Annotated in this window: 15 protein-coding genes; 8 read left to right on the plus strand and 7 right to left on the minus strand. The window is 57.2% G+C overall.

Features of this window, described 5'->3' with window-relative positions; genetic code table 11:
• Positions 1 to 11: 11 nt before the first annotated feature.
• Complete coding sequence (aceE, locus tag CKX93_RS01150; RefSeq protein WP_076754493.1) at positions 12 to 2,675, minus strand: pyruvate dehydrogenase (acetyl-transferring), homodimeric type; 2,664 nt, start codon at positions 2,673 to 2,675, stop codon at positions 12 to 14.
• A 191-nt stretch (positions 2,676 to 2,866) separates the two neighbouring features.
• On the opposite strand from aceE, the gene pyrC reads away from it, so the two are divergent.
• Together pyrC and rnt are read left to right on the plus strand one after the other, a co-directional pair.
• On the plus strand, positions 2,867 to 3,904 hold the full coding sequence (gene pyrC / locus CKX93_RS01155) for a dihydroorotase (RefSeq protein ID WP_076755196.1): 1,038 nt from the start codon (positions 2,867 to 2,869) through the stop codon (positions 3,902 to 3,904).
• The gene (gene rnt, locus CKX93_RS01160) at positions 3,897 to 4,538 is read left to right on the plus strand and encodes a ribonuclease T (RefSeq protein WP_076754495.1); all 642 of its coding nucleotides are present in this window, start codon (positions 3,897 to 3,899) and stop codon (positions 4,536 to 4,538) included. The genes pyrC and rnt overlap by 8 nt, the downstream gene beginning before the upstream one ends.
• Before the next feature lie 3 nt (positions 4,539 to 4,541).
• Here rnt and grxD read toward each other — a convergent pair whose 3' ends face one another.
• Together grxD and CKX93_RS01170 are read right to left on the minus strand one after the other, a co-directional pair.
• Positions 4,542 to 4,859, minus strand: coding sequence for a Grx4 family monothiol glutaredoxin (grxD, locus tag CKX93_RS01165; protein ID WP_076754496.1), 318 nt, complete (start codon positions 4,857 to 4,859; stop codon positions 4,542 to 4,544).
• Between the two features lie 116 nt (positions 4,860 to 4,975).
• Complete coding sequence (locus CKX93_RS01170) at positions 4,976 to 6,751, minus strand: N-acetylglutaminylglutamine amidotransferase (RefSeq protein WP_076754498.1); 1,776 nt, start codon at positions 6,749 to 6,751, stop codon at positions 4,976 to 4,978.
• A 130-nt stretch (positions 6,752 to 6,881) separates the two neighbouring features.
• Between CKX93_RS01170 and CKX93_RS01175 the strand changes: the two genes are divergently transcribed.
• The 4 genes from CKX93_RS01175 (at position 6,882) to ppk1 (ending at position 11,724) form a co-directional block, all read left to right on the plus strand.
• On the plus strand, positions 6,882 to 7,469 hold the full coding sequence (locus CKX93_RS01175) for a superoxide dismutase (protein ID WP_076754500.1): 588 nt from the start codon (positions 6,882 to 6,884) through the stop codon (positions 7,467 to 7,469).
• A 95-nt stretch (positions 7,470 to 7,564) separates the two neighbouring features.
• Complete coding sequence (locus tag CKX93_RS01180; protein ID WP_076754502.1) at positions 7,565 to 8,743, plus strand: aspartate aminotransferase family protein; 1,179 nt, start codon at positions 7,565 to 7,567, stop codon at positions 8,741 to 8,743.
• Between the two features lie 12 nt (positions 8,744 to 8,755).
• A complete protein-coding gene (argF, locus tag CKX93_RS01185; protein ID WP_076754503.1) occupies positions 8,756 to 9,655 on the plus strand; it encodes an ornithine carbamoyltransferase in 900 nt (299 codons plus the stop codon).
• Positions 9,655 to 11,724, plus strand: a complete 2,070-nt coding sequence (gene ppk1, locus CKX93_RS01190; RefSeq protein WP_076754505.1) for a polyphosphate kinase 1 — start codon at positions 9,655 to 9,657, stop codon at positions 11,722 to 11,724. The genes argF and ppk1 overlap by 1 nt, the downstream gene beginning before the upstream one ends.
• Before the next feature lie 45 nt (positions 11,725 to 11,769).
• Here ppk1 and ppx read toward each other — a convergent pair whose 3' ends face one another.
• Genes ppx through CKX93_RS01210 form a run of 4 tightly spaced genes read right to left on the minus strand, consistent with a single transcriptional unit; the run spans position 11,770 to position 15,256 of the window.
• Positions 11,770 to 13,272 carry an exopolyphosphatase gene (gene ppx / locus CKX93_RS01195; protein WP_076755198.1) on the minus strand — a complete coding sequence of 501 codons (1,503 nt, stop codon included), beginning with the start codon at positions 13,270 to 13,272 and terminating at the stop codon, positions 11,770 to 11,772.
• Positions 13,273 to 13,302: 30 nt separating this feature from the next.
• Positions 13,303 to 13,509 carry a hypothetical protein gene (locus CKX93_RS01200; RefSeq protein ID WP_076754507.1) on the minus strand — a complete coding sequence of 69 codons (207 nt, stop codon included), beginning with the start codon at positions 13,507 to 13,509 and terminating at the stop codon, positions 13,303 to 13,305.
• A 7-nt stretch (positions 13,510 to 13,516) separates the two neighbouring features.
• Positions 13,517 to 13,720 carry a 2-hydroxymuconate tautomerase family protein gene (locus CKX93_RS01205; protein ID WP_076754509.1) on the minus strand — a complete coding sequence of 68 codons (204 nt, stop codon included), beginning with the start codon at positions 13,718 to 13,720 and terminating at the stop codon, positions 13,517 to 13,519.
• Between the two features lie 36 nt (positions 13,721 to 13,756).
• Positions 13,757 to 15,256, minus strand: coding sequence for a D-alanyl-D-alanine carboxypeptidase/D-alanyl-D-alanine-endopeptidase (locus CKX93_RS01210; protein WP_159435510.1), 1,500 nt, complete (start codon positions 15,254 to 15,256; stop codon positions 13,757 to 13,759).
• 197 nt (positions 15,257 to 15,453) lie between these two features.
• On the opposite strand from CKX93_RS01210, the gene CKX93_RS01215 reads away from it, so the two are divergent.
• Positions 15,454 to 16,965: a fumarate hydratase gene (locus tag CKX93_RS01215; RefSeq protein WP_076754510.1), complete on the plus strand. Its 1,512-nt coding sequence runs from the start codon at positions 15,454 to 15,456 to the stop codon at positions 16,963 to 16,965.
• Positions 16,966 to 17,013: 48 nt separating this feature from the next.
• On the plus strand, positions 17,014 to 18,084 hold the full coding sequence (locus CKX93_RS01220; RefSeq protein WP_076754512.1) for a lipoate--protein ligase: 1,071 nt from the start codon (positions 17,014 to 17,016) through the stop codon (positions 18,082 to 18,084).
• Positions 18,085 to 18,134: the final 50 nt, after the last annotated feature.

Below are 18,134 nucleotides of genomic sequence, written 5' to 3' on the forward strand. Positions count from 1 at the left end.
TTTTATCAGCCTTAGGCATGCAGAGGGTCGATCTTGTCGGCATCAATCTCATAGCGCTTAATGGCATCGACCACCTTGGCGGTGGGCAGCTTGCCCTCATCGGCTAAGGCTTTTAACGCTGCTAGTGCGACATAGTGGCGGTCCACCTCGAAATGCCGCCGCAGATTCTTGCGCAAGTCACTGCGGCCAAAGCCATCGGTGCCTAAAACGGTGTAATTATCGGGCACCCAAGCACGGATTTGATCGGCAAAGGCTTTGACATGATCGGTTGAGGCCACCACCGGTCCCTCGGCCTTGGCCAGGCACTGCTCTAACCAGCTTTGTTTGGGCGTCTTATCGGGGTGCAGCATGTTAAAGCGGGTGGCGGCGCGGCCATCGCGGGCCAGCTCGTTAAAGCTAGTAGCGCTCCAAATATCGGCCTCCACACCGTAGTCTTTCTTCAGCAAGTCAGCGGCAGCGATGACCTCACGCAGAATGGTGCCCGAACCCATGAGCTGCACGCGCAACTTACCTTTGCCGCCTTTCTTGAACAGGTACAAGCCTTTGACAATCCCCTCTTCCGCGCCTTTGGGCATGGCGGGCTGATGGTAGTTCTCATTCATCGCCGTGATGTAATAAAACACGTTCTCCTGACGCACATACATGCGCTTCATGCCCTCGTTCAGAATCACCGCCATCTCATAAGCGAAGGTAGGATCGTAGCTGATGCAGTTGGGCACGTTGGCGGCCATCATGTGGCTGTGGCCGTCTTGATGCTGCAACCCCTCGCCCGAGAGTGTCGTGCGCCCGGCGGTGGCGCCAATCAAAAAGCCCCGCGACTGCATATCGCCGGCCGCCCAAATCAAATCACCGACGCGCTGGAAACCAAACATCGAGTAGAAGATGTAAAACGGAATCATCGACACGCCATGCACGCTATAGGAGGTCGCAGCCGCCATCCACGAGGACATAGCGCCAGCCTCATTAATGCCCTCTTCAAGAATCTGGCCCTTCTTCGCCTCTTTGTAAAACATCACCTCATCTTTGTCCTGCGGCTCGTACAGCTGACCCACCGAGGAATAAATCCCCAGCTGGCGGAACAGACCCTCCATACCAAACGTACGCGCCTCATCCGGGACGATGGGGACAATGTGGCTGCCGATTTTCTTATCGCGCGTGAGCTGGGTGAGCATGCGCACAAAAGCCATGGTGGTGGACATCTCGCGCTCGCCAGAGTCTTCCAGAAACCCTGAGAACAGCGATAAATCGGGGACTTCCAAAGGCGCCACTGACGATTTACGCACCGGCAGGAAGCCGCCCAGCGCCTCGCGCCGCGCCAGCATGTACTTAAGCTCAGCGGAATCCTCGGCGGGCTTCACATATTCCATCGTTTCGGCCTGGGCATCGGAGATAGGAACACTGAAACGAGTGCGGAAGGCTTTGAGGTCTTCGACGGCCATTTTCTTTTGTTGGTGGGCACGCATCTGGCCTTCGCCGGCCGCGCCCATGCCATAGCCTTTCACCGTCTGCGCGAGGATCACGGTGGGCTGACCGACGTGATTGACCGCCGCATGATAGGCAGCATAGACCTTGTAAGGGTCATGACCGCCGCGGTTGAGACGCCAGATGGCCTCGTCGGTCATCCCAGCGACCATGGCCTTGAGCTCGGGGTATTTACCAAAGAAATGCTCGCGCACATAGCCGCCATCTTTGGACTTGTAGTTTTGGTAATCGCCGTCTACCGCTTCCATCATGCGCTGTTTCAACAGGCCTTTGATGTCTCTGGCCAACAGCGGATCCCAGTAGCTGCCCCAGAGAACTTTCAACACATTCCAGCCTGCGCCGCGGAAGTTGGCTTCGAGTTCTTGAACGATTTTGCCATTGCCGCGCACCGGACCGTCGAGGCGCTGTAAGTTACAGTTCACCACAAAGATCAGGTTATCCAGCTTCTCGCGGGCCGCCAGGCTGATCGCCCCTAAGCTTTCCGGCTCATCGGTCTCGCCATCGCCCAAGAAACACCAGACCTTGCGGTCTTGGCCAGCAGCCAGGCCGCGGTCGTTCATGTATTTCATGAAGCGCGCTTGCATGATGCTGGTGATCGGCCCCAGCCCCATGCTCACGGTGGGGAACTGCCAGTATTCGGGCATCAACCAAGGGTGGGGATAAGACGATAAGCCCCTGCCGTCGACTTCTTGGCGAAACCCATCCAGCTGGGCTTCGGTAAGGCGGCCCTCGAGGTAGGAGCGCGCATACACCCCAGGGGCGGAATGGCCCTGAATGAAGATCAAATCGCCACCATGTTCATGAGTAGGGGCGCGCCAGAAATGGTTGAAACCGACGTCATAAAGCGTTGCCGCCGAGGCGAAACTGGCGATATGGCCGCCCAGCTCCGAGCTGTTTTGGTTGGCGCGCACCACCATCATCAGCGCGTTCCAGCGAATCAGCGAACGAATACGGTGCTCTAGCTCGGCATCGCCGGGATACTCGCCTTGGAGGTGCGGCGGGATGGTGTTCACATAGGCCGTATTGGCGGAATACGGCAGAAAGGTCCCGGAGCGGCGCGCCTGATCCACCAGCTGCTCGAGCAGGTAATGCGCCCGTTCCGGTCCCTCGGCTTGGATCACGGCTTCCAGCGCGTCCAACCATTCCTGCGTTTCCTGAGCGTCAATATCGTGCGGCAGGCTTTGGGCGTTCATTCATGCTCTCCATCAACACCACCGGTTGCGCGACTAGAATTCCAGCCACTGGCGGTGGTTCAATCACCTTGGATTCACGGTTATGTTCAGCGCTTTGGGCAGATGCGTCAAGAAATTACGGCTTTCATGTTATGCTTCACTGCAACAAAAATATTCATTAAATTTCAGGCCTCTAGAGCAGATTGATGACAATTTCAGAACTCGTTATTCGCCGTCCCGATGACTGGCACCTGCATGTCCGCGATGGCAAGGCCATGGCCCATGCCGTCGCACATTCGGCGCGCCAGTTTGCCCGCGCCGTGATCATGCCCAACCTGGTGCCACCGGTAGTGAATGCCGAGCAAGCCGCAGCCTATCGCCAGCGCATTCTTGAGGTGACCCCCAAGGACAGTGGCTTTACCCCATTGATGACAATCTACCTGACGAAAAATACCTCGCCCGAGGATATCGAGGCGGCGGTAGCGACGGGTTTTGTGCATGGCGTCAAGCTGTATCCGGCCGGTGCGACCACCCATTCGGATGCCGGCGTGCGCGATATTCGCGATGCCTATCCGGCGCTGCAGGCAATGCAAGACTTGGGGCTGCCGCTGATGGTGCATGGTGAGGTCACGGACCCAGAGGTCGATATTTTCGATCGCGAGAAGGTGTTTATTGAACGCATCTTGGCGCCTTTGATTGAACGCTTTGATCGGCTTAAGGTGGTCATGGAACACATTACCACCGCGCATGCCGTGGACTTTGTGTGCTCCGCCCCAGAGCGCGTTGGCGCCACGGTGACGCCGCAACACATCCTGATGAACCGCAATGCGCTATTTCAAGGTGGCTTGCGGCCGCATCATTACTGTTTGCCGGTGTTAAAACGCGAACAGCACCGCGCCGCCATTATGGAGATTTTAGCCAGCGGCCATCCGCGCTTTTTCTTGGGCACCGATAGCGCCCCGCACCCCAAAGGCGGCAAAGAGAGTGCTTGCGGATGCGCGGGGATTTTCAGTGCCCCGGCAGCCATTGAGTTTTATGCAGAGGCCTTCGAGGCGGCGGGTGCGTTGCATCAACTAGAAAGCTTCGCCAGTCTCAATGGACCGGCGTTCTACGGCTATCCAGTCAACGAGGATTTCATTCGCCTGGAACGCCAAGATTGGACCATGACCGAGTCTTTTCCTTTTGGCGATGACACAGTGATTCCCTTGCGTGCCGGTGAAACCGTGCATTGGCGGTGTGTGCATGACTGAATTTGTGCCTATGGGGCAACGTTTTCGCGGGTTTTTGCCGGTGGTGATTGATCTTGAGACCGGCGGCTTTAACGCGCAAACGGACGCCTTACTTCAGATCGCGGCGGTGATCCTGAGGATGGACAGCCGGGGGCATTTGTACCGCGACCGCACCCTCAGCCACCACGTGCGGCCTTTTGAAGGCGCTAATATGGACCCCAAATCCTTAGAGGTGACGGGTATTAATCCTTATCACCCGCTGCGCATCGATGTGCCTGAGGATGAGGCACTCGCTCAAGTGTTTGCCGAGATTCGCAGCGAAGTGAAACTCAATCACTGCACACGCGCGGTATTGGTCGGGCACAACGCCAGTTTTGATTTAGGCTTTTTGAATGCCACGGTGGAGCGTGCTGGGGTAAAGCGCAATCCGTTTCACCCATTTAGCAATCTAGACACGGTGACGCTGTGCGCTATGGCCTATGGCCAAACGGTGCTGGCGCGGGCAGCTCAAGAGGCCGGGATGGATTGGGATAATGAAGAGGCCCACAGCGCCGTTTACGACGCGGAAAAGACCGCTGATCTGTTTTGCCGGGTGATGAACCGCTGGCAGGATTTGAATGGGGGCGACGCACCTGGCCGCCCCGCTTCATCTTAGAGACTAAGCGCCGGTGGCTTCTTTGAGCAGGGGCTCAAGCTCACCACTTTCGTGCATCTCGATGGTGATGTCACAGCCGCCAATCAACTCACCTTTGACGTAGACCTGCGGGAACGTTGGCCAATTGGCGAACTGCGGCAGAGCCTGCATCACGTCCATATCGGCCATCACATTGACGTACGCAAAAGGCACGCCACAGCTTTTCAAGGCTTGCGATGCGCGACTGGAGAAACCGCACATCGGGAACTGCGGGGTACCCTTCATAAAAATGATGACGGGGTTTTCTTCTACCTGCTGACGAATACGTTCCAATGCGTCCAAATCACACCTCATGCAATCGGTTTTGTTTTTAGGGCTGAATGGCCTATTTCACGCGTTAGGATAACGAAACCCTTAGCAATGCGCTATTTCGCGGACAAACAGCATGGGATTGGTTTTTATAGGCCTTGTTGCTGACACCAAAACTCCAGCAGCGCCAGATGCCAAAGCTTACTGCCTTGGATGCGGGTGAGATGCTGTTCAGGGGCATCCAATAGCTTGTCGACATAGCTGCGGCGGTAAAGCCCGCGGTTGTGACAGGCTTGCGAATTTAAAATATCGCGCATGAAGTCCAAGAATGGGCCACGCACGTATTTTAGGGCCGGCAGCGGGAAATAACCCTTGGGACGGTCGATGACGCTATCGGGCAGCAGCCCACGAGCGATGTCCTTGAGCACGCCTTTGCCGCCCTGAGCCAGCTTCAGCTCTGGCGGCATACGCGCCGCCAGCTCCACCAGGTTCTGGTCGAGAAATGGCACGCGGGCCTCCAAACCAAAGGCCATGGTCATATTATCGACGCGCTTGACCGGATCATCGACGATCAGGGTCGTCACATCCAAACGCAGCACCGCATCGATGAAAGTATCGGCGCCGGGCTCTTCCAAGAGCTCGCTGATCAGGGCGCGGGTGTGATCTTCACCCACCCAGTCGGGACCCAGCATTTCTGAAAACTCTTCATGGTCACGGTCGAAATAATGCTGGGCAAAGCGCTCAACATAGCTGCCTTGGGTTTCGGCGTGCATACGCGGATACCAAAAATAGCCGCCAAAGACCTCGTCCGCGCCCTGCCCTGATTGCACCACTTTGACGTGTTGTGAGACTTGCTCGGCGAGCAGATAAAAGGCGACCGCGTCTTGACCCACCATGGGCTCGGCCATTTGTGACACGGCTTCGGGCAGGCGCGTGAGTACCTGATCATTGGGGATATGAAAGCGGTGATGGCGGGTGGCATAGCGCTCGGCCACGGGATCGGAAAACTCAAACTCGCTGCCCTTCTCCTCGGGCTGATCTTCAAAACCCACGGTGAAGGTTTGTAAATCGCGCACACCGGCCTCAGCCAGGAGCGCCACCAAAAGACTAGAGTCCAAGCCGCCGGAGAGCAGCACGCCGACCGGCACATCAGCAACCGTGAGGCGTTTTTCCACAGCTTGGCGCAGCGCCTGATGAATGGCTTCGGTCCATGCACCGGGGCTGAGCGTTTTTTTAGGGCGGCGAGCTTCGAGCGTCCAATAGCGACTTAATTGGGTGGCGCCATCGGCATCGATACGCAGGTGATGGCCCGGGGGCAGCTTGCGTACTTGGCGCAAGATGGTGCGCGGCGCGGGCACGACGGCATGCAAGCTAAAGTGATGGTGCAGCGCTACGGGGTCCAGTTCCGAGGGGATATCGCCGCCACTGAGCAGTGCTGGCAAGCTGGAGGCAAAGCGAATGCGCTGGTCATTGAGGCTGTAATATAGCGGCTTGATGCCCATGCGATCGCGCACCAAATGCAAGCGCTTCTCGCGTAAATCCCAGAGCGCGAAGGCGAACATGCCCTGGAAGCGCTCAACACAGGCCTCACCCCAGGCATGCCAGGCTTTGAGAATGACTTCGGTGTCGCCGCTGGAGAAAAAGCGATAGGACTGTTGTTCGAGTTCGCGGCGCAATTCGGGAAAGTTATAAATCGTGCCGTTGAACACCACGGCCAAACCCAGTTCGGGATCGAGCATGGGCTGATTGCCGCGCTCGGATAAATCCAGAATCGACAGACGACGGTGACCCATGACCAAAGGTCCATCGGAGTAGGTGCCCTCGTGATCCGGGCCACGACGCTCGAGACGATCGAGCATGCGCCGCTGCACAGACAGATCAGGCATCTGTCCTTTGAAATTCAATTCACCGCAAATTCCGCACATAAGCCATGGTTGAAAAATGGAAGGCAGCTACAAGATACAGCATCTCAGGCAGCGATTGCGTTTTGCGTTTATGCCACTTGCTGCTCTAACCTATGGTCTGTTAACCCATCGTCCTGCTAGGAGATTATCTATGAGTATCGAACTGCCCCCGCTGCCGTATGCGAAAAACGCTTTGGAGCCGCACATCTCGGCTGAGACCTTGGAATACCATCACGATAAGCACCACGCCACCTATGTGGCCAACTTGAACAAGATGATCGCCGGCACCGAGTTCGAAAACATGGGCTTGGACGACATCGTCAAGAAAGCTCCGGCAGGCGGCATGTTCAACAACGCCGCGCAGATCTGGAACCACACCTTCTACTTTGAGGGTCTGACCCCCAATGGTGGCGGTGAGCCCAGCGGCGCCCTGGCCGATGCCATCGATAAGGCGTTTGGCTCTTTCGAGGGTTTCAAAGAAAAGTTTACTGCCGCTGGCGCCGGCAACTTTGGCTCGGGCTGGACTTGGCTGGTGAAAAAGGCTGATGGCAGTGTTGAGATCGTGAACACCGATGATGCTGAAACCCCAATCACCATGGATGGCGTGACCCCGCTATTGACCATGGATGTTTGGGAGCATGCCTACTATGTGGATTACCGCAACGCGCGCCCCAAATACATTGAAAACTTCTTCAATGTGGTGAATTGGGATTTTGTCGCTAAGAACTACGGCGCCTGAGCATTTGCCCCGACCGGGGCGGCGCAGTATGATCCATTAGGTAAGCAGCCGGCAGCCGATGTGCTGCCGGTTTTTGTTTTCCTGGGAGGCTGCCCGTGTCGGATGCACTGGTACAAAATTACAAACGCCTGCCCGTGGCCTTTGCCCGCGGCGAGGGCGCGTGGCTGTGGGATACCGATGGTAAGCGTTATTTAGACGCCCTGTCGGGGATTGCGGTGTGCGGTTTGGGGCATGCGCATCCGGCGGTGGCCAAGGCCTTGTGCGATCAATCTGGCATCCTGATTCACACCTCGAATTTATATGAGATCCCACTGCAAACAACGCTGGCTGAGCGGCTAACGGCTTTATCAGGCATGCGCCGGGCTTTCTTCTGTAATTCCGGGGCTGAGGGGAATGAGGCGGCGATTAAGCTGGCGCGCTTGCATGGCCATCATAAGGGCATTGCTGAGCCGACGATTGTGGTGATGGAAGGCAGCTTTCATGGCCGCACCATGGCGACACTGACGGCCACCGGCAATGCGCGCATTCAGCAAGGCTTTGCGCCCTTGGTGCCGGGCTTTATACGCGTGCCTTATGGCGATCTGGCGGCGGTTGCAGCGCTCAAAGACCAGGCCAATATCGTCGCGGTGCTGGTCGAACCGGTGACCGGGGAAGGTGGCATTCAAGTGCCACAAAAGGAGTATTTACAGGGCCTGCGCGCACTCTGTGATGAGGCCGATTGGCTGTTGATGCTCGATGAGGTGCAGGCGGGGATTGGTCGCACCGGGACGCTGTTTGCGTTTCAGCACACCGGCATTGTCCCCGATGTCTTGAGTCTGGCTAAGGGCCTGGGTAACGGCGTGCCGATTGGCGCTTCCCTAGTGGCCGGCAAAGCCACGGATTTGTTCACGGCGGGCACCCATGGCACGACCTTTGGTGGCAATCCGCTGGTGTGCGCTGCGGCGCTGGCGGTTTTAGATACTTTGGAGCAGGAACAGCTGCCGGCGCATGCCGCGGCTATGGGTCGACGCATCTTGGCGGGATTTTGTGAGCGCATTGGAGCGCATCCGGCGGTGCGTGATATCCGCGGTCAGGGGTTGATGATTGGGGTTGAGCTTGATCGCGCCTGCGCCGAGCTGGTGCCCATGGCTTTAGCCGCCGGACTATTAATTAATGTTACCGCCGAGCGAGTGATCCGGCTATTACCGCCGCTGATTATCGATGCGCAGCAGGCAGATGAGATTGTTGCTATCGTTAGCGACTTGGTGACGCAATTTGCCGCTGAAGCGGCCTGAGGAATCGTCGGTTTGACTCGTCATTTTTTGTCTTTATTGGATGTCTCCAGCGATGAGCTGAAACAGCTGATCCAGCGGGCCATCGCCTTAAAAGCCCTGCACTACGCCAGTGAGTTGCATCAACCGCTGCGCGGCAAGACCTTGGCGATGATTTTTGAGAAGTCCTCAACGCGCACTCGTGTGTCTTTCGAGGTCGGCATGCAACAGCTGGGCGGTCAGGCACTGTTTTTGTCGCCGCGTGATACCCAGTTGGGTCGCGGTGAGCCGATTGAGGATTCGGCACGGGTGTTGTCGCGCATGGTTGATGCGGTGATGATTCGTACCTTTGAACACGAGAAGGTGCAGCGCTTTGCGGCGCACTCTCGGGTACCGGTGATCAATGGACTGACGGATTTAGAACATCCCTGCCAGCTACTGGCTGACCTACAGACTTGGGTGGAACAGCGCGGCGATATCGCCGGGCGGCGCGTGGTTTGGGTAGGCGATGGCAATAATATGTGCCACAGCTATATCCATGCTGCGCAGCGCCTGGATTTCGAATTGGTGATTGCCTGTCCCGAGGGCTATGACCCGGATCCTTTGATCTTGAATGCCGCCGGTGATCGGGCACGCATTGTCCGCGATCCCTTGCAGGCGGCGGTGGACGCCGATTTGGTGGTGACAGATGTTTGGGCGAGCATGGGCCAAGAACAGGAACAAGTCGCGCGGCGACGGGCGTTCTCTGCGTACATGGTAGACCGCGAGTTGATGTCGCGCGCCCATGCCGATGCCTTGTTTATGCATTGTTTGCCGGCGCATCGTGAAGAAGAAGTGAGCACCGAGGTCCTTGAAGGACCGCAAAGTGTGGTCTGGGATGAGGCCGAGAACCGCTTACATGCGCAAAAGGCGCTTTTGGAGTTTTTACTCGCGTAATGAATGATATCGATTTAGCCAGCCCCGAGCTTTACATCAACCGCGAGACCAGCTTGCTGGCGTTTAATCGCCGCGTTTTGGAGCTGGCCAAGCAAGAGAATATCCCGCTGTTGGAGCGGCTACGTTATCTGTGTATTTCCTCGACCAACCTCGATGAGTTTTTTGAGGTGCGCGTGGCGGGCCTGAAACAACAGGTCGTACTGGGCGTGAATACGCCGGGGCCGGATGGTTTAAGTGCGCAGGAACAGCTCAAGCGTATCAATGAACAGGCGCATGACCTGGTCGATGATCAGTACGCGACCTTGAATGAGATTTTGATCCCGGCGCTGGCCGAACAGAATATCCGCTTTGTCCGTCGCACCAAATGGTCGCAACAGCAAGCCGAGTGGGTGAAAGAGTTTTTCCTTAAGGAGTTGCTGCCGGTGTTATCGCCCTTAGGCTTGGATCCGGCACATCCCTTTCCGCGGATTCTCAATAAGAGCTTGAACTTCATTGTCACCTTGGAAGGCAAAGATGCCTTTGGCCGTGACAGCCGTATGGCGGTGGTGCAAGCGCCGCGTTCGCTGCCGCGAGTGGCGCGCCTGCCGGCAGAGATCTCCCAGGGTGAGAATGACTTTGTGTTTTTGTCGTCCATTTTGCATGCGCATGTGGGCGAGCTGTTTCAGGGCATGAAGGTCAGCGGTTGTTATCAGTTTCGTCTGACGCGTAACTCGGACTTGTTTGTTCATGAAGAGGAAATCGACGACTTGCTCATGGCCTTAGAGGGTGAGCTGCCGCAGCGTAATTATGGCCAAGCGGTGCGTTTGGAGGTGGCGGACAATTGCCCCGGGCCGGTCGCGGATTTTCTTTTGCGCCAGTTCAATCTGGCCCGCGAGGATTTGTATCAGGTCAACGGCTTGGTGAATCTCAACCGCTTAATGGCGGTGCATGAGTTGGTGGAGCGACCAGATCTGAAGTTTTGCTCGTTTGTGCCCTCGCTGCCGCCGAGTTTAAGCAGTGCGGCGGATATTTTTCATACCGTGCGCCGCGGCGATGTGCTCTTGCATCATCCCTACCAATCCTTTGTGCCGGTGATTGAGCTTTTGCGTCAGGCGGCGCGCGATCCCGATGTGCTGGCGATCAAGCAAACCGTGTATCGCACTGGCGTGCGCTCTCAGCTAGTGGATATTTTGGTGGAAGCGGCGCAGGCGGGTAAGGAAGTCACGGTGATTATCGAGCTGCGCGCGCGTTTTGATGAGGAGGCCAATATTCAGCTGGCCAACCGTTTGCAGGATGCTGGGGCGCATGTGACCTATGGCGTAGTGGGCTATAAAACCCATGCCAAGCTGTTGATGGTGGTGCGCCGCGAGAAAGGCAAGATTCGCCGCTATGTGCACCTAGGTACGGGTAACTATCATGCCGGGACAGCGCGAGCCTATACTGATCTGGGTTTCATGACCGCTGATCAGGTGATCGGCGAGGATGTGCATAAGATCTTTCAGCAGCTCACGGGGCTTGGCAAGGTCTCCAAGCTGAAAAAGCTCTTGCAGGCGCCTTTCACCTTGCATGCTTCAATGTTGGATTACATCGATCGCGAGATCGAGCATGCCCAAGCGGGGCGTCCAGCGAAGATTATGGCGCGCATGAATTCCTTGATCGAGCCTAAGCTGATTCAGGCACTTTATCGCGCCTCGCAGGCGGGGGTTCGCGTGCAACTCATTGTCCGCGGCATCTGTTGTTTGCGCCCCGGCATCCCGGGCGTTTCCGACAATATCCAGGTGCGCTCGGTGATGGGCCGGTTCTTGGAACACTCGCGCGTCTTCTACTTCCAAAATGGCAAAGAGCCGCAGGTCTTTTGTTCGAGCGCTGATTGGATGCCGCGCAATTTCTTCCGCCGCGTCGAGGTGGCCTTTCCTGTGGAGAAGCCGGCGCTGCGCAAGCGCGTCATTGACGAGTCATTGCGCGCCTACCTCAAAGACAATATGCAGACCTGGGTGCTTGATGCCAATGGCCACTACCGCCGCGTGCGCCGCCGCAGCCGCGCCCTCGCCCACAACGCCCAGCAAGCCCTCCTCGAGCACCTCACCTAAAACTGGGGTCAGACCCCATTTTTGCCAAAATGGGGTCTGACCCCTTTATTCGAATTTGAGTTTGAGGTGGGCGGCGCTGAGGTAGGCAGCTTCGCCTTCGAGGTCGGCACGGGTCAGCGGGTGTGCGTCCAGCCAGCCGGCGGCAAAGCGGATTTTCAGGCCATGCTTTTTGGGGGTGACTGCCTCGATGGGGATGGCATCGGCCGAACGGCCGCGGTTTAAGACGATTGAGAGGCGTAACAGGATCGCCAAGCGGGTCAAAAGCGTGGCCTCGCTGGGGCCGCGGGCCTCGAAGAGATCTAAGGGGAATTTACGGCGATGGCCGCGCACCAGCAACGCCAAGCGCCGCTGTTCTTCGACGGTAAAGCCCGCCAAATCGGCATTTTCCAAGATATAAGCGCCATGCTTATGGTACTGCGCATGCGCGATGTTCAGCCCCAGCTCATGCAAACGGGCTGCCCAGCTGAGAAGGTCAGCATGATCTTGATTCAGTTCCCACTCCTCGGCAACCTCGTCGATGAGCTCAGCGCAGCGCGCCTCCACCTGCCGAGCATGGGTATCATCAATTTGAAAGCGACTGACCAAGCCCTCGATACTGCGCGTGCGCACATCTTCGTGTTCAATGCGCCCCAGTAACTCGTAAATTAAGCCTTCACGCAGAGCGCCATCGGCCACTTGCATGTGCTGAATACCCAAGGATTCAAAGATACTCAGCAATACCACTGCGCCGCCCGCCAAAATCGGCCGCCGATCTTCGCTCAGACCCTTGAGTGATACGGCCTCAACATGACCGGCTCCCAGCAAATGATCGCGCAAATGCAGCAAGCCCTCGTGAGTCACACCACCATCCGCCCAGCCCTGCTCACGCAGGATCCGCTCAATGGCCAACAGCGTCCCAGAGGCGCCCAAAGCGCGCTCCCAACCCAGGCGTCGATAACGCGCACTAATGGGTTGAAGTTCTAACTGCGCAGCAATTTCAGCATGGCGCCAGGCGCGTTCGGTGATGCGGCTATCCGAAAAATACCGCCGACCCATGTTGATGCAGCCCATATATAGGCTTTCCATCGCCTGTGGTTCAAATCGCTCACCGATGATCAGCTCGGTACTGCCGCCACCGATATCCACGACTAAGCGCCGCCCGCCATCATCAGCCAAACTGTGCGCCACACCGAGATAAATCAATCGCGCCTCTTCCAGGCCGGCGATAATCTCAATCGGATGCCCTAAAGCCTTGCGCGCCCGGTCTTGGAAACCTCGGACTTTGCGCGCCTGACGCAGTGTATTGGTGCCCACTGCCCGGACACTGCCCTGAGGCAAGGATCGCACCCGCTGACCGAAACGCTCCAGACAGGCCAACGCCCGCTCTAAGGCCTCTTCACTGATACGCCCGGTTTCCTCATCCAAGCCATTAGCCAGACGCACGGTCTCGCGCAGGCGATCCACCACATGCACATGGTGATCTTTCACCCGCGCCACAATCATATGGAAACTGTTTGAGCCCAGATCCACCGCAGCGATGGTGTCAAATGGCTTACGACGACGCAGCATCATGCCCCCTTTATTGTTGTCTTTGGCTGCCTACTTGCGGGCTTCTTTGAGGAAGAATAGGCCCAGGGCGATGAAAATACCGCCAATCACCATGGCCGGCGTTCCGCCAATACCCTGACCCTCGCCGACGGTCAGCCGGCTAATCCAGATCTCACCCCCGAACAACGAGAAGCTGCCCACACCGATCAGCAGAGCCGCGATCAGCACCAAGCCCCCATCCCAACGTTTGGCGCGCATCCGTGCCTCAGTCGCCGCGCGCCCGGCGCACCGTAACGCTCTCGCCCCCGATGCCCCAATTGTCGGTGGAGACTTCGTCGATGGTGACCACCGTGGTCGCTGGGTTCTTGTTCAGCACATTCTTCAGCAAATCGGTGACGCCCTGAATCAGCTCAGCTTTTTGTTCGGCAGTAGCCCCTTCGCGGGTAATCTTAATGTTTACATAAGGCATAGAAAGTCTCCCTAACATATTGTTTAAAAATAGTTTTCAAAATCGCTCTTCATAGATCGCTTCAAGAATAGCGTCTTGGATATCGACCCCGCGACTATGATCAATGCCGGGGTGATTGATCATCAACACCACAGTATAAGCGCTTCCGGAGGCGGCATTCACATAGCCCGCCACACCAGAGACATCGCGCAAGTAACCAGTCTTTAGTCGCATGCGACCGGCGGCAGGATGCTCGACAAAACGCTCACGCAGCGTTCCATCCACCCCCGACAAAGCCAGAGAAGAGAGAAACTCCGGCGCATAGAGACTGCTTTGTGCCGAGCTCAGCACACCCGCGAGCTGCCGGGCGGTAATGCGGTTCGTGCGTGACAAACCGGCGGCATTGTCCAGCATGATCTCGCCATGGCCAGGTAGGCGCTCTGCAAAGAATTCCCGAAGTGTTTGATTGCCCTTCTCTACGGTCGCCGGCGGTCCATACTTCTCCAGCCCAATGGCCAGTTTCATCTGCCGGGTCATGACGTTATTGCTGCGCTTATTCACGCCGCCCAAAAGCTCGGCCAGCGTTGGCGAACGATGCAGCACCAGCGGCTCATAGGCTTCTTGCGCATCGCTTGTTTCGCTGTCACTGCGTCGATCTTGACGCAAGGAAGCCAAAACCTCAGGCGGCAAAGCGCCTAAACGCCACTGCCCATTGAGACTGCCGCCCCACTGCTGCCACATCTCGCGAAACAGCCCATAGGCAAAGGCCTCGGGGGATACCGCCGTGCGCAATAAGCCGTATTCGCGACAGGTGCTGGGAAAGCTCCCATCCAAACGCACGCGCTCCTCGTCTACCACCTGGAAATTCACGCCGCGCTGAAAGCCGCTGCAGGAGCGAGGCTGCAAACGCAGCTGATTGTCGACCTGCACCACCGAATTGGGCGGATCGGTGGTGACACGAACCGAGCGCCCATCGGCATCGGGGCGAAACTCAAAGCGCAGCGCATTGAAATTCATCAATAAGGCGTGCGGCGGCTGGTTGTAGGCGCGAAAGCGCTGACCGTCGAAAGCGCCGGGATCTTCGGGTTCAAGATCAAACAGGCTCAGGTCGAACACCAAATCGCCTTGAATCTCTCGAATCCCTTGGCGCCGCAGCGCGCCGGTAAGCTTCCAGACTTCTTCGCTAACCAGCCAAGGGTCGCCGCCGCCGCGGATGTACAAATCCCCCTGCAGCACATCGCCAACAATCGGTGCAAAGGTATAAACGCCCGTCTCCCAACGATACCCCGGGCCCAAAGTCTCCAGCGCGGTCCATGCCGTATGAAGTTTGATCAGCGAGGCGGGGTTGCGCGGCACATCGACATTGTGGGCGATGCGCGGGTTGCCCTGGGCATCGCTCACCCAGAGGCTGACGTTTTGCACTGAGATACGCTGACTTTCCAGCATGCGGACCATGGAGTCCGGCAAGCCCACAGGCACGACCTCTGATGCGCTTGAGGCCGATGCGCTGGCAGACAAAGGCAGCATGACTATCTGCAGGGCCAGCACTGCTGCCACTATGCGGATTCCCCAAGCTTGGCGGCAAACAAAGGACATAAGTTTGAGCATGGCGCCATTTAACCTGATTGCGCGCGCAAGGGCGAGAGGCAAACACGCGATCCACGCGCCTAGCTTGAGCGGCAAACCCATGACGAAGGCCGCCAAGGCGGGTAAACTTCGAGGCTTTGCCGTAAGTACCCGTGAGGAGCCAGCACATGGCCGTAATTCGTCAGGAAGATCTGATTCAAAGCATCGCCGATGCCTTTCAGTTCATTAGCTACTACCACCCCAAGGACTATATCCAAGCGCTGACGGCTGCCTGGGAAAAAGAACAATCACCGGCCGCCAAGGATGCCATGGCGCAAATCCTGGTGAATTCGCGCATGTGTGCCACCGGGCACCGGCCTATTTGTCAGGACACCGGCATTGCCGTGGTGTTTTTGAAGATTGGCATGAACCTGCGCTGGGATGCCGAGTTGTCCCTGCAGGAGATGGTGGATGAAGGCGTGCGCCGCGCCTACCTGCACCCAGACAATAAGCTGCGCGCCTCGGTGCTTCTCGATCCAGCAGGCGAGCGCCGCAACTCGCGCGACAACACACCGGCTGTGGTGCACGTCGAAATGGTGCCTGGCGATGAGCTGGAAGTGATTTGTGCCGCCAAAGGTGGCGGCTCAGAAAACAAGTCCAAGCTGGTGATGCTCAATCCGTCCGATTCAATTGTGGATTGGGTGGTTCGGACAATTCCTACAATGGGCGCGGGTTGGTGCCCCCCGGGGATTTTGGGTATTGGCGTCGGCGGCACGCCCGAAAAAGCCATGCTGATGGCCAAAGAATCCTTGATGCAGCCAGTTGATATGCATGAGCTGCAGACACGCGGCCCACAAAACCGCATCGAGGAGTTGCGCCTGGAGATCTTTGATAAGGTAAACGCTTTGGGCATTGGTGCCCAAGGCTTGGGCGGGCTGACGACAGTGCTGGACGTCAAGATCATGGATTATCCAACACATGCGGCTTCGTTGCCGGTAGCGATGATTCCCAACTGCGCGGCCACGCGTCACGTGCATTTTCATCTCGATGGCAGCGGCCCGGCACATTTGCAGCCGCCCAGCCTCGAGGATTGGCCAGACCTAAAATATGACGCCAGCGGTGGCAAGCGCGTGAATCTCGATACAGTGACGCCCGAAGAAGTGGCCAGCTGGCAGCCAGGGGATGTGTTGCTGCTCAACGGTAAGCTGCTCACCGGTCGTGATGCCGCGCACAAACGCCTGACGCAGATGCTCGATGCCGGTGAGCCCATGCCGGTGGACTTCACCAATCGCTTTATTTACTACGTGGGTCCTGTGGATCCGGTTGATGATGAAGCCGTCGGTCCGGCCGGCCCCACCACCGCGACGCGCATGGACAAGTTCACGCGCCAGCTGCTCGAACAAACCGGTCTTTTGGGCATGGTGGGTAAGGCTGAGCGCGGCCCTGTGGCGATTGAAGCCATTCGCGACAATAAGGCCGTATATCTCACCGCCGTGGGCGGCGCTGCTTATCTCGTGTCTAAGGCGATCAAGGCCTCGAAAGTGCTGGCCTTCGAGGATCTGGGCATGGAGGCGATTTACGAATTTGAGGTCAAAGACATGCCGGTGACCGTGGCGGTGGACAGTCAAGGTGAATCCGTCCACCAGACCGGGCCGGCCGAATGGAAAATCAAAATCGAGCAGATCAAACAATCTGCCTAATCAAAACCTAAGGCTTTCTGCCGTTCCACAGTCAAGGAGGAGTACCCCATGGAACTTCGTGTGATTGATTTTGGCCAACAGCCGGCGCTGCGCTCGCAGGCGGTGTATCACGGTATCGCCAAGACGATTAAGGCCGACGATACGCCGGTATTAACCTTGGTCAATCCCTCCTCACCCTATGTTTGCGTCGGCTTACATCAAGATGTCGGCTTAGAAGTCGATGAGGAATATTGCCGTGAAAATGATTTACCGATCACGCGGCGGCATGTGGGCGGTGGCGCTGTCTTTCTCGATCAGAATCAGATGTTTTTCCATTTTATTTATCCGCAGGCCAAGGCGCCGCGCCGGGTCACGGAGATCTACAGCTTTTTTATCGAGCCCGTAATTCAGACCTATCACGCCCTCGGCGTTGAAGCCACATTCCGACCGGTGAATGATATTCATGTGAATGGCCGCAAGATTGGCGGTACCGGTGCTGCCAGCGTTGGCGATGCCACCATCATGGTGGGCAGTTTCATGTTTGATTTTGATGTAGCGACCATGGCGCGCTGTTTGAAAGTTCCTTCGGAGAAATTCCGCGACAAGCTGCGCCAAGGAATGGCGGATTACATCACCACACTAACGCGCGAACTGGGCACGCCGCCGCAGCGTGATGTCGTCAAGCAAGCGTTTATGGAACAGATCACCAAGCACTTGGGCGTCACCCCGGTGATGAGCCAAGCCACGGCCGCTGAGCTGGAGTCTATTGATGCCTATGAGGCGACTTTGAAAGATCCCGAGTGGACCTATCAAAAGGGCCGGCGCATGGTGGAGGGCGGCGTGAAGATCGCCGAATCCACGCATCTCACCCAAGGCGCATACAAGGCGCCGGGCGGTTTGATTCGCGTACAGTTGCTGGCCAAGGATGGGGGGATTGTCGATTTGGAAATCAGCGGAGACTTCACCGTGTTTCCTGATGATGGCATGGATCGGCTGGCCGACTCGCTTAAGGGCTGTGCGCTGGACCCAGATGCATTAAACGCGGCGGCCGAAGAGGCCATTGAGCGGCTGGGCATTGATGCCCCGGGGATTTCCTCAGCGGATATCTCAGCAGCGGTGATGAGCGCGCATACCGGTTAATCGCGTGTATTCAGGCTAAGGGTTGCGCTTCGACTGGGCAGACTGTCGAA

This window comes from Ectothiorhodosinus mongolicus, from assembly GCF_022406875.1.
In the GTDB taxonomy this organism is placed as follows: domain Bacteria; phylum Pseudomonadota; class Gammaproteobacteria; order Ectothiorhodospirales; family Ectothiorhodospiraceae; genus Ectothiorhodospira; species Ectothiorhodospira mongolica.

What these genes read in the sequence shown, in the direction of transcription:
- CKX93_RS01220 (WP_076754512.1), top strand. Translation starts at nt 17,014, where the DNA reads ATGGAACTTCGTGTGATTGATTTTGGCCAACAGCCGGCGCTGCGCTCG.
- ppx (WP_076755198.1), bottom strand. Translation starts at nt 13,272, where the DNA reads ATGCTGCGTCGTCGTAAGCCATTTGACACCATCGCTGCGGTGGATCTG.
- CKX93_RS01205 (WP_076754509.1), bottom strand. Translation starts at nt 13,720, where the DNA reads ATGCCTTATGTAAACATTAAGATTACCCGCGAAGGGGCTACTGCCGAA.
- ppk1 (WP_076754505.1), top strand. Translation starts at nt 9,655, where the DNA reads ATGAATGATATCGATTTAGCCAGCCCCGAGCTTTACATCAACCGCGAG.
- aceE (WP_076754493.1), bottom strand. Translation starts at nt 2,675, where the DNA reads ATGAACGCCCAAAGCCTGCCGCACGATATTGACGCTCAGGAAACGCAG.
- CKX93_RS01175 (WP_076754500.1), top strand. Translation starts at nt 6,882, where the DNA reads ATGAGTATCGAACTGCCCCCGCTGCCGTATGCGAAAAACGCTTTGGAG.
- CKX93_RS01215 (WP_076754510.1), top strand. Translation starts at nt 15,454, where the DNA reads ATGGCCGTAATTCGTCAGGAAGATCTGATTCAAAGCATCGCCGATGCC.
- CKX93_RS01170 (WP_076754498.1), bottom strand. Translation starts at nt 6,751, where the DNA reads ATGTGCGGAATTTGCGGTGAATTGAATTTCAAAGGACAGATGCCTGAT.
- rnt (WP_076754495.1), top strand. Translation starts at nt 3,897, where the DNA reads ATGACTGAATTTGTGCCTATGGGGCAACGTTTTCGCGGGTTTTTGCCG.
- CKX93_RS01200 (WP_076754507.1), bottom strand. Translation starts at nt 13,509, where the DNA reads ATGCGCGCCAAACGTTGGGATGGGGGCTTGGTGCTGATCGCGGCTCTG.